Source organism: Acidobacteriota bacterium, from assembly GCA_030949985.1.
GTDB lineage: Bacteria > Acidobacteriota > Polarisedimenticolia > J045 > J045 > JALTMS01.
The window spans coordinates 1-1375 of sequence record JAUZRX010000057.1 but is presented as its reverse complement, the minus strand read 5'-3'; the positions used below and the strand labels follow the sequence as shown (position 1 = coordinate 1375).

The window sequence follows — 1375 nt, the reverse complement described above, 5'->3', positions numbered from 1 at the left end:
CCCCTCCGTCTCTCCGCTCATCCCCGTGTCCACGCTCGCTATCCGGTAATAGTACGTCTCCCCTATCTCCAACCCCGAATCACTGTACGTCGTCACTCCCGCTCCCACCGTCGCTACCGCCTCGTACCCCGTGTCACGACTGTCCGTACTCCTGTATATCCGGTACCCTACGATATCTCCCTGCTCTCCACTCGCCGGTAAACTCCAACTCAAATCCAACTTCCCGGACGTGTCACCCGGACTCACACTCAACCCCGTCACCGGGTCCGGGTACCCGCCCCAGTCCACTACGACCGTCTCCCCTCCGCTCACCGTCCACCCGTGAGCCATACTCCCGTCACTCCGCACGATCACACTCCGGTCTCCTGTCAGGTTCCCTCCGTCCGTCCACTGCCCCTCCAACAGGAACTTGTACCCCTGGTCCTTCGGTGTCCCCGCGTACCTCTCGTACCCCGTCGGTACCTCCACCACCCACAACCGCGTGTCCACCTGCCTCATCAACACTCCGTTCGCTCCGTCCCACCCGTTGAAATCTCCCGCTACCGTCACCTTGTATGGTAACGTGCTCCCCCCCTCGTAATACTCCACCAACTGTTCCAACTTCCCATCCTCCCACACCTGGCCGCTGCCTCCCTTCTCGTACAGAAACTTGTACTCGAACAGGCTCCCTACCGCTACACTCTTCACGATCCCCCAGCGGCCTCCTCCCATATCCGACAATACATCGTTCGCCCCAGGACTGAACCCGTTGAACGGACCCGCTATGTACACCGTGTCCGGAAAAATCCCGCTCATATCCACGACGAACGTCACGTCCACCGGCGGCACCGGCACTCCCTCCAACCTCGACGAGTACCTCCCCTCCGTCTCTCCACTCGACCGCGTGTCCACGCTCGCTATCCGGTAATAATACGTCTCCCCCGTCTCCAACCCCGAGTCTATGTAACTCGTCGTCCCGCTCGAAGCGTCTATCTCCACCAACATCCCGTACCCCGTGTCACGACTGTCCGTGCTCCTGTATATCCGGTACTTCACTATGTCCGCACGCTCCCCTGCCACCGGCAGACTCCAACTCAAGATCAGCGTCGTCTCCCCTCCACTCACGTCCGCGCTCAACCCGCTCACAGGGTCACCCCACCCCGACCAGTTCACCTCCACCGTCTCCCCTCCGCTCACCGTCCATCCGTGCGCCAAACTCCCGTCCCCGCGCACGATCACGCTCCGGTCCGCTACTCCGTTCGACACCCCCGCCCACAACCCGTTCGCCTTGAAATTGTACTCCTGGTCCTTCGGTGTCCCCGCGTATCTCTCGTACCCCGTCGGTACCTCCACCACCCACAACCGCGTGTCCACCTGTCTCATCAACACCGCGCTC

General features: G+C 61.6%; 1 protein-coding gene. It reads right to left on the bottom strand.

The genetic code is table 11. The features are described 5' to 3' along the window. A partial coding sequence (locus Q9Q40_12125) for a fibronectin type III domain-containing protein (GenBank protein MDQ7007969.1) occupies positions 1–1353 on the bottom strand: 1353 nt, incomplete at its 3' end. Between the last annotated feature and the right edge of the window lie 22 nt (positions 1354–1375).